The sequence below is a fragment of the Niallia endozanthoxylica genome, assembly GCF_008710145.1.
GTDB lineage: Bacteria > Bacillota > Bacilli > Bacillales > Cytobacillaceae > Bacillus_BD > Bacillus_BD endozanthoxylica.
Genome location: NZ_VYKL01000023.1, coordinates 44,931 through 54,545 on the forward strand (window position 1 = coordinate 44,931; position 9,615 = coordinate 54,545).

Below are 9,615 nucleotides of genomic sequence, written 5' to 3' on the forward strand. Positions count from 1 at the left end.
TCAACTTAGTCCACCAGTAAACAATAAGGCTTTTGATTATGGATTACTACATTTACCATGTATCTTGAATCTGGTCTAGTTGGTACGGATATGACCGTAAAAGTAGAAGGCCTGGGTTGGAGTACTTATATACGCAACTGGCAGTTGACATATGATAATAAGTACCCAGGCTATCTCAACAAAGGGAACGGCTGAAGCAAAGATACGAGCTGCCGGGCCACCTGGGAAGCATACCATTAGGTTAAGAACGGGTTACCTTGATATGCCCCCTACATCAATGATGAACAGTCGCCATATCTGGATAAGCCGGCACCAGATTTCATGTTCAAAGTGACAAATGAACAATTTTTCAGTGGTCTCGAACCGCCCCCCATGTTTTAGTTTAGTTCAAACTCACGAATAAAAGGGAATAGAATTTCAATAAATTCAATAAATTTCATGGCGGTCCATTCACAAAAGTCCGGTTTATTCCATTCTTCTATTGGAGAGACAATTCGGTAGTGAAGCGCCTTCCATGCTTGTTTTGTATGTAATAAGTGATCTCCCATATGCAAAACGTCTTTTGGAGATTTAGAGAAAAGTTCGTGGAAACCAAAAAGCTCTAAGACTTCATTTTTATGCTTATTTACATATTCTTTAAAGGCTTCTTTCCTCGGGGTGGTATAACCTGTTGTTAAGCTGAAATCCGGGACAAATTGCAGCTCAATAATATTCATTTCCCTAGGTCGTGTATAAATGATAAACTTATCTCCTGCTCCTGTAGGAGATTGAAAAATTAACCTATGTTCGTCCTTCTTTCGTATATCAAATGTTTCAAACGTAATATTGAATTGCTGACGAAGGTGATTCTTTAACATCTCTTTCAATTCATTCATTAATTCAGAGATAGCTTGCCGCTCATTTTCCTTATATAAAGAGTGTGTCGGTACTGATTTGGAAGAAAAACCTTTTTTGAATTCTTTCACAGCTGATAATTTCCTATTAAATAAGTCCGGATTATATTGATTTTCTTCCAACAATAATGCAGCTCTTTTTTGATCAATCACTATATATTCATACCCATGATTAGACAAGACAGGCGGTAAATCTGGTTTGAAATCAAATGCAGCAACCATGAACCTTCCTTCACCTTGAACAAAGGTTTTATACTTCCCTATTTGAAAAAGCACAGCTTCATCTGCCTTTAATTTTAGTTCAATGAAAACAGTATTCCCATTTTTATCCTTCCCTTTTAAATCACATCGATAAGTCGATATTCCACTTCTTATAGGGAATTCTTCGTGTTCAATACTTAAGCCTTCCTCAATAAGATCAGGAAATAAACAGACAATTCGCTTTAAATCCTTCTCATACATATAATCACTCCCCAACATGGAATATATAATCATTCGGGTGGTCACAGTGACGGGGCTCCTTTTCGTGAAACACTTTGTGAAACAAGACTTTTCGGGGCGTCACAGTGACGGAACTTATTTATATTGGCCAAATTCTTTTGTTGCCCGAACCATTGTTTCAATGACTTCAAAAGGTACATTGTATGGAATTTCAGGTCCTTGAGATGAAATAATATATCCATATCCATCAGCCGCTTTGTTAATAGCCTTCTTTACTTCCAACTGTGTTCTGATGGAATTCCAATATAACATTTCGATATTATTGAAATTCCCCATGATAGCAATCTTGCCTTGAGCCATTTTTTTACATTCCTCTAGATTATCTTTATAATCGATAATCGCCGCAACCGCTCCCGTTGTCGCAATTAAATCCAAAATACCTTGCGCACTGCCCACTGCTTCGTAAACGACTGGTACGGGGATTTCTTTAATCGTTTCAATGACAAGCGGATGAACATATTTTTGAAAAAGTCGCCTGCTGATAACGGTTTCTGAAGCAATACCGTCTGCCATTACAATCATATCAGCACCCTGATCGATCATTTGATTTGTCCAGGAAACAACATATCGTCTGCATTTGTCTAATAACATGTTTAAATATTTATCACCGGATTTATCTTCTTCCAACAGCAATCTCATAAAAGGACCGGTTCCCATTAGCATACTTGGCAGACTGAAAGGGGCAATAAGTCCTCCAATGACAGCCGTATGATGCCCTACCTTTTTAGCTAAAAGGTTGATGGCTTTTAATGTTTCCTTTGTTTCAAGCGATCCCGAAGGGTCAGGTACCTTTAAATCAACGATATCTTCAAATTTATGAATAACTATTTTGGAAAGAGTAGGTGAACCATTTTTATAATAGGTCAAAGGGGAGCCCCAAGGGACTAAGTCCTCTACCACATGCGGGATTCCAAAAACAGCATCATGTTCCAATTGTTCTAATAATTTTAATTGTCCGTTTGCAAGATGTGTCCCACTTTTTTGATAGGTTGGCAGGTCGATATTCAACAATTTTGAGCCTTGGGACAAAGCAATAGGAATAACAGGTACTCGATCCACTGGTTGAAATGTAGCAGCTCTTACTAAACGTTCTTTTGAATTCATTTGTAATCTACCTTTCTATTCAATAAACCTAGCAATTCTTTCGCTGCTTTAATGGCTTCAATCCCATTCGCAGCCATAGCATCCCCCTTTACCCTCTGAACCAGACGCGGTTCAAAATTAAAAGGTGCCCCTCCGACTAAGATTTTTACATGTTTTAACCCGCTTTTGTCCAATAATTCTCTTAATTGGATGACTTCCTCTGCTGTATGGATAATTAATGCCGAAACACAAATGAGGTTAGCCTTTTGCTTTTTAGCAGCCTCAACAAATGTTTCATTCGAAACGGATAAACCTAAATCGGTTACATCAAAACCAGCCATTCTTAAAAAAGTAGCGATGATTTGTCTTCCTAATGCATGGTAGTCTCCATAAGCATTTCCGATGATAATGCTCCCTAAGTTTTCTTTCTTGCGGTCTTTTTCTAAAATAGGAATCAAAATATCCATACAAGCTTCAATGATTCTTCCATTCACATAAATTTCACTTAATGGAACGAGCCGATCAATTTGTTCTTTTCCTACAGTCTCAACTGTACGTTCTAAAATATGAGTCGTGATAAAAGCAGCTTCCTCACCGTTTTCAAGGGCTTTTTGAATAAGCCAAACGCACTGCTCTAAATTTTCCTCCTTAAAATGTTTATAGAAATTTTTATATAAATCAATCCCATCATTCAGGTTGACTAGAGTGGATACATCTAATTCCCTGTTAAAATCCGTAATCATTTCCTTTGTTATATCGACCTGTTCTCTAAGTATTTTTTTAACATTGGTATAACTGATTCGGTTATACTCAATCATCATATTCACTTTATCAATTAAGTCGTATATCAATTTTAACGTATCGTCCAGAACCAGTGACTCATTTACAATATCTTCACTGTCTTGATACATGGACACAAAACTATCTTTTCCTTGTTCCAATTCTTCTACGACTTTGATTAAGGTACGATTATTCTCATTTAATATCTGGGTCATTTCAGACGTTTGACTTGTTAACTTACTCGTTGTATCTGTCATATGGCTCGAGGATTCGTTCGTTATATCAGATAATTTCCTTACCTCCGATGCAATAATTTTAAAGACGGCTCCCTGTGCTCCTAATCGATGGGCTTCGATGTTTGCGTTAATCGCCAGGACCTTGGTTTGAGAAGAGACATTTTGTAATAATGTAAATGTATCTCGCAGATGCTTATCCACTTCCATATTATCTTTGTTTAATTCCACTATTTTTGCATTCACATGACTATAATTCTCTCTTAATTGAATGATTTTTTCTAAACCTTCTAGAAATAGATGCAATTGCAAATCGATTTTTTGCTTTGTTCTCTCTGCCATCAATGTAATATAATTTTCGTTCCTTGTATAATCCATATAAATCTTTTTTATTTTCATTAGATAATCACTTAATGCCAAAGAGGATGTTTCGATATCCTCGCAATAATTAATCTGAGACCAGAGTACACGAAGTTGATTTTCTAATTTCTTTTTTTGCTTCTCCAAAAAAACGTGATTAGACAAATAAATCCCACCCTAAAAAGGTACTATTAGTTAAAAGAAAAGACCGTGCTCAAAATGTATGAATCAATAAGACGATTTGAATACTCTCATGATAAATCATTCCCATTTAAACAAAAATGACAAAATTCACTATTAAAATAAAAAAAGAAACACTGGGACGGTTTCATATTAAAACGCGAGAACCTCCCCATGTTTCACTATATGTGATCTTCCAATATATTCAAATGTTCATCAAGCAAAAAATCGTAACCATTTTCCCCCAAAACTCCTTTGGCAATATTCCCATGAGTATTTACGTTATAATTTCTAATTCTATATATAGCAAAAGTGTTTTGCGGAATATTATTTGGCCTTATCTTACTTGATGGAGCTAAAAAGACTATTAAATCTTTAAAGTTTTGTCCATCTTTATACTTACTCATAACTATGTTATTTCCACTTTCGCCATCATGGGATTTTATTTCCACTTTAATTCCATTTATATCAACACCGTCTAAACTTTCCTCTCTCTGAGATTCACTTAAAGTTATTCCATACAGATTTGAACAAACAAATTCAGCAATGTTACCTAGATAAGAACTAGAACGAACGATATCTAAGTCCTTTAGTTTTTTTGTCACCTTAAAGAATTCATATATTGCTTCCCTCTGTTCAGGATTCATGATTTCCTCCTCCATTCTTTCTGATACAAACATAGTAACATATGCAATACCACATTCTTGATTATCAGCTAATGGTAGAAACACAGTACAGGGAAGGTTTTTCCGTTTCTACCTGTTCTGTTCAGGATGAATATCATCAATTAGGCGGCCATATGAATGATATGTGGAGGTGGTATAGATGAATAAGCAACGATGTAACTGTTATTTGGGGAAAATCCCTTTCCCTGGTAGGGAAGAAGAGATTGAGCAATTTGCGAACCTTATGGGATTTAATTACTATGAAGCAATGTTGAAAATAGGAGAAGGCTATAAGATATGCCCTGATTGCAAAGGTACAGGATATATAAATAAAACCTAATTGAAAACAGAAAAGGGGAACAACGGTTGAAGATAATTCTGCCACAACAAAAGCCCTTCTCATAATTGAGTTGGGCTTTAAGATTAATAAAACAGGTAGAAACTAACAACTTTTATTTACCATATGTGATTGCTGCGATAACGAAATACGTAAGAGGAAAAGGGATAACCCTTTCCTCCTAATCTGCAAATCTTAACAAACTTCAGGCGGTCACAGTGACGGAACTTACTATAGCAAGTTATTAAGATTCCTTTATCGGCTGTATTACCTTTCGATTTATTGATTACATTTCAATAAATCATTGCGAGGAATCACTTGTCATACAGAATTTCAAATCATGAGCAGTAACTTTCAAAAAAACGCTTGGGGAGGTACCGACCCCCGAAATGTCTTTATTCCCCATGCTTTTTTAATTTTTCATCCATGAAACAGCAGAATCAACCACTTGCTCCCGTTTCAATTCAACCGTTCCATCCTTTCTTGCATAAAATAAACCGCTCCAGCTGCCAAACATAGTATGAATGCTGATTTGATGCTTCCTACATTCAAAAAACTATTCATCAAAGCCAGTAGAAAGTGTAATATCATCTATTTTCACTCCTCAAAAGATAAATTAACAGGCTCGTCTAAGAGTTCCTTAGAAAGATCAAGATTTGTTGTTGGCGTGCGGTTATCCACTTCTTCAAATGAAAGCTCATCCATCCATACTTGCCCGTTCCCTGAAAGTAGAACTCCAAACGCGATGACTGCACTATTTTTAGGAACATCTAAAACGATGGAGTAATGATTCCATTCCGAGTCTCCTGTAATCGGGCGGTCACTCATATTATCAAATTGCAGCACATCCCCAAGTGCATCATCTACTCGCATCCAAAATCCACAGAATCCATCAACATCTTTGGATTTTATAAATCCTGATAGTTTTAATCTTTTACCAAGGTACTTTTCTGCTTTGAATTGCTGCATCATCGTTGCAAATTCACCTTGAGATTGGACTGTAACGGATTTTAAGAAACCGGATGCTTTTCCTTTGTGAAACGTCTCTCTATCAATCCCCATCTTATAGTTAAATGGATGCGTTCCACTTAATATCCATCCTTTTAATGATAACTGTTCATGATTCAACTTCGTTTCCTCCCTTTGAATGGTCAATTTACCCATGATTTTACGATACTGTCCTGGTGGTAATTGATAATATTTCTTAAAGGAACGTGTAAATGATTCCTGTGTTTCAAAACCATAATACAAAGCAATATCGATGATTTTTTCATCCGTATAGAGCAGCAGGTTCGCTGAATTAGCAATTCTTCGGTATCGAATATATTCAGATGCCGTGACACCAACCTCTTTTTGAAAAATACGATGATAGTGGTACTTTGAAAATCCAGCAAACTGAGCAACGCTTTCTAAGGATAGTTCTTCATGCAGGTTTTGCTCTATATACTCAATGGTTTTTTGTATAATGGGACTATAGCTCATGTTCCGAACCTCCTTAGAAATAAGATAACAGAATAGGAGGAACCTTTTTTGACATAAATTGCTTTTTTTTGCTTTTTCACTTACATATTCTTGAAAATGAAAATAGAAACGCAAAAACGCGGAGACGAACATGCCTCATATTTCATTTTCCGCTTAATCGCTCCGGCAGGCTTTGGATTGATTGCACCACGTGATTAAGTTTTGCTTCAATTCGATAAAGCAAGAACAGGGTAACGGCAATCGGAAAGCCAACCTCGCTTATGAGGGGAATAAATTGTTCCACGAAAGACACCTCGTTTCTTCACTATTATATTATAAGAACAGGCCGCCTCCAGAAGGATAAACGGTTCTCTTTTGAAGTACAAAAAGTGAAAAACAGATTAAATAACTTACAAAAAGGCATGGTAATTCGCAAAGGAATCTCCATGCCCTTTATATTTCTTTAAAGGTATAAAATCATAGGCGGAGAATTTCCGATTAATCTATATAGCGGAGGCTTCAGAAGACGATATAAGCGGAGAATTTCCGATTAACTCCTCTAAATAAAGCAAAATCCAAAGATTTGGAGAAGATAAACGGAAAAACTTCCTTTATATCTAGGAAAATATCAGTATTTCTCCATTTAAGCGGAATTTCTCCGTCTATTTTTCAAACACAATAAAAAATAGGGTGGAGAATCACTCAGATTTCACACCCATTTGCCTTGCAATTGACTATTTTGCACCTTAAAGAGAATCCGCTTCTTTACTGTCTATTGTAAAAGTAGCTGCCATTGATACACTTTTCAACACTTTTTCAGCAGTCTCGGATGGTTCTGCTGTTTCATACCACTCTTTCTTTTCTACTGCCCGCCGGAGCAACAGTGATTCCTGTTGTTTCTTCAAAATCATATAAACTTCCAGGAATATCTGTGAATCGTTCTAATTCATTATAGGCTGGAATCCCGTGGTAGGACATATCCAAGCCTTCTTCTTCCTCATGTGTACTTGCCCGGAAGCCAACCGTCATTTCACAAACCTTTGCGATGAATGTCCCGCCAATAAGTCCCCAAACAATCACGACTGCTGCACCTAGCAGTTGTACGGTTACTAGTGAGAAATCACCTGTTGTGAAAAGACCTTGTGACGTATCAAACAAACCAACAGCTATCGTTCCGAATACTCCATTAAAGCCATGAACGGCTACAGCTCCGACTGGATCATCTACTTTTAAATGATCAATAAACAAAGTGGCATAAATGACAATGAAACCACCGATCATCCCAATGACAATCGCACTCCATTGAGAAACATAGGCACATCCAGCGGTAATAGCCACCAGCCCAGCTAATATGCCATTAATCGTCATACTCGGGTCTGCTTTTCCAAACTTTTTCATCGTTAAAAATAAGGCCGCTGTACCGCCACTTGCCCCGGCAAGCATCGTATTAAGGGCAATGGATGCAAGGTTTGCGTTAGAGGCATCTAACGTACTTCCTGCATTAAAAGCAAACCAGCCAAACCATAACATAAAAGCACCTGCTGAAGCTAAAGGAATATTACTAGGAGCAAAAACGTTGGCACTTCCGTCGGAGTTAAATCGGCCATTTCTCGGACCTAATCGTTTAGCCATGGCAAAAGCAGCAAATCCTCCTAGTGCGTGTATAGAAGCCGAACCCGCAAAATCCTTCATGCCTAATTCTGCCAACCATCCATTACTGCTCCAAATCCAATGACCAGAAAGTGGATAAATAATGATACAAATAAGTGCAACGGTTAAAATATAGGCTTTAAAGTTCATACGCTCAGCTACTGCACCTGAAATAATCGAGACACAGGCTATAGCAAAACCTATTTGAAACAGCACAAATGCTGCACTAGGTAATTCAATGGAAAGAGCTATTTTTTCTGGACTGCCAAAAAGGCTCGTACCGATGATTCCAAAGGCATCTTTCCCAAACATAATTCCAAAACCTACTAACCAAAAGCCTAATATCCCGATCGTTAAATCAACGAAAATTTTCATCGTTACATTGACAGCATTTTTCGTTCGAACAAAACCAGATTCTAGTAAACTAAATCCACCTTCCATAAATAACACCATTGCCGCGGCTAATACAATCCATACGGTATTTAAATACATTAGCTCCACACTCATCACTCCCCTTCATTTACTAATTCATCAATACTCTCGTCTGCTTTCCCTGTTCGAATGTTATAGGCTTCTAAAACGGGATAAACATAAATTTTCCCGTCCCCATCTTCTCCTGTTTGAGCCGAATCAATAATTTTCTTTATCGTTTGCTCCACCATAAAATCCGAAAGGACAATTTCCAATTTTACTTTTGGCCGGAGAGTGACTTTATAATTTTGCCCCCGATAGACTCCCTTACTGCTTTTCTGTTTCCCCCTGCCAACGACCTGTGATACGGTAAAGCCTGTGATTCCTATATTTTTAAGCCCTTTAATCGTCTCAGTCAGCTTTTCAGGCCGTATAATCGCTTCAACTTTTTTCATGGCAATCACCTCTTAGATAGATTTTAATAATAATGATTTAGATTTTTTTGCTCACTAGTGAACAAAATATCCAGAAAAATAATGGAGGAATATCAGATTGATCCACTGCTCCATTTCCCCAATTCGATTCACCTGTCTGTAAACTAAGATATTTACCAACTCAACAGCCATCCATTCGGCCTAAATACTATTTAACAGAAAATAATTTTTCTTATTTTTGATTCTTTTGTATGATTAAAAATTTCTTATTTCTTAACTGTATTGTAATACTTTTATATCAATCTATCTAATATCAATTAATTATAAAATTAATCTAAAATATAGATTGATTTTAATTAAGTATATTTAAAACACGAAAAACCGTCCGAGACGGTTGAAAAGGTCCAAATAAAAAGAAAAAGAATCTAATTACCTATCATATGCAGATAATCAGATTCCTTTATTTCTATATGTTGTAAAAATACTTAACGTTGATATATGTTTCAACATTTTTTCAGTGCTCTCCAACCATCCCCACGTTTCAGTTTAGTTCAGACTCATGAATAAACGGTAATAGAATCTCATTGAACTACTCCCACTTTCACTTCGTTTAGAAGTGGGAGATTC

The 9,615-nt window shown here is 36.7% G+C and carries 9 protein-coding genes; 1 reads left to right on the forward strand and 8 read right to left on the reverse strand.

What is annotated here, in order from left to right; all coding sequences use genetic code 11:
• Positions 1 to 377: 377 nt before the first annotated feature.
• The 4 genes from F4V44_RS15670 to F4V44_RS15685 all read right to left on the reverse strand — a co-directional run bounded on the left by F4V44_RS15670 (position 378) and on the right by F4V44_RS15685 (position 4,677).
• A complete protein-coding gene (locus tag F4V44_RS15670; RefSeq protein ID WP_191090708.1) occupies positions 378 to 1,355 on the reverse strand; it encodes an endonuclease NucS domain-containing protein in 978 nt (325 codons plus the stop codon).
• Between the two features lie 114 nt (positions 1,356 to 1,469).
• On the reverse strand, positions 1,470 to 2,498 hold the full coding sequence (locus F4V44_RS15675; RefSeq protein ID WP_150440962.1) for a uroporphyrinogen decarboxylase family protein: 1,029 nt from the start codon (positions 2,496 to 2,498) through the stop codon (positions 1,470 to 1,472).
• On the reverse strand, positions 2,495 to 4,015 hold the full coding sequence (locus F4V44_RS15680) for a cobalamin-dependent protein (RefSeq protein WP_150440963.1): 1,521 nt from the start codon (positions 4,013 to 4,015) through the stop codon (positions 2,495 to 2,497). The genes F4V44_RS15675 and F4V44_RS15680 overlap by 4 nt, the downstream gene beginning before the upstream one ends.
• 197 nt (positions 4,016 to 4,212) lie before the next feature.
• Positions 4,213 to 4,677 (reverse strand): hypothetical protein, encoded by a 465-nt coding sequence (locus F4V44_RS15685; RefSeq protein ID WP_150440964.1) that lies wholly within the window; start codon positions 4,675 to 4,677, stop codon positions 4,213 to 4,215.
• A 178-nt stretch (positions 4,678 to 4,855) separates the two neighbouring features.
• On the opposite strand from F4V44_RS15685, the gene F4V44_RS15690 reads away from it, so the two are divergent.
• Positions 4,856 to 5,035 carry a hypothetical protein gene (locus F4V44_RS15690; RefSeq protein ID WP_150440965.1) on the forward strand — a complete coding sequence of 60 codons (180 nt, stop codon included), beginning with the start codon at positions 4,856 to 4,858 and terminating at the stop codon, positions 5,033 to 5,035.
• Positions 5,036 to 5,629: 594 nt separating this feature from the next.
• On the opposite strand, the gene F4V44_RS15695 is transcribed toward F4V44_RS15690, so the two are convergent.
• The 4 genes from F4V44_RS15695 to F4V44_RS15710 form a co-directional block, all read right to left on the reverse strand.
• Positions 5,630 to 6,514: a helix-turn-helix transcriptional regulator gene (locus F4V44_RS15695; RefSeq protein WP_150440966.1), complete on the reverse strand. Its 885-nt coding sequence runs from the start codon at positions 6,512 to 6,514 to the stop codon at positions 5,630 to 5,632.
• Positions 6,515 to 6,656: 142 nt separating this feature from the next.
• Positions 6,657 to 6,797 carry a YvrJ family protein gene (locus tag F4V44_RS15700; protein WP_150440967.1) on the reverse strand — a complete coding sequence of 47 codons (141 nt, stop codon included), beginning with the start codon at positions 6,795 to 6,797 and terminating at the stop codon, positions 6,657 to 6,659.
• Between the two features lie 539 nt (positions 6,798 to 7,336).
• Complete coding sequence (locus F4V44_RS15705; RefSeq protein WP_191090709.1) at positions 7,337 to 8,644, reverse strand: ammonium transporter; 1,308 nt, start codon at positions 8,642 to 8,644, stop codon at positions 7,337 to 7,339.
• Positions 8,645 to 8,649: 5 nt separating this feature from the next.
• Positions 8,650 to 9,009 (reverse strand): P-II family nitrogen regulator, encoded by a 360-nt coding sequence (locus F4V44_RS15710; protein WP_150440969.1) that lies wholly within the window; start codon positions 9,007 to 9,009, stop codon positions 8,650 to 8,652.
• Positions 9,010 to 9,615 lie beyond the last annotated feature (606 nt).

Bases quoted from the DNA above. Each gene is read 5' to 3' on its own strand.
- F4V44_RS15670 (WP_191090708.1), bottom strand. From the start codon at position 1,355: ATGTATGAGAAGGATTTAAAGCGAATTGTCTGTTTATTTCCTGATCTT.
- F4V44_RS15675 (WP_150440962.1), bottom strand. From the start codon at position 2,498: ATGAATTCAAAAGAACGTTTAGTAAGAGCTGCTACATTTCAACCAGTG.
- F4V44_RS15685 (WP_150440964.1), bottom strand. From the start codon at position 4,677: ATGAATCCTGAACAGAGGGAAGCAATATATGAATTCTTTAAGGTGACA.
- F4V44_RS15690 (WP_150440965.1), top strand. From the start codon at position 4,856: ATGAATAAGCAACGATGTAACTGTTATTTGGGGAAAATCCCTTTCCCT.
- F4V44_RS15695 (WP_150440966.1), bottom strand. From the start codon at position 6,514: ATGAGCTATAGTCCCATTATACAAAAAACCATTGAGTATATAGAGCAA.
- F4V44_RS15710 (WP_150440969.1), bottom strand. From the start codon at position 9,009: ATGAAAAAAGTTGAAGCGATTATACGGCCTGAAAAGCTGACTGAGACG.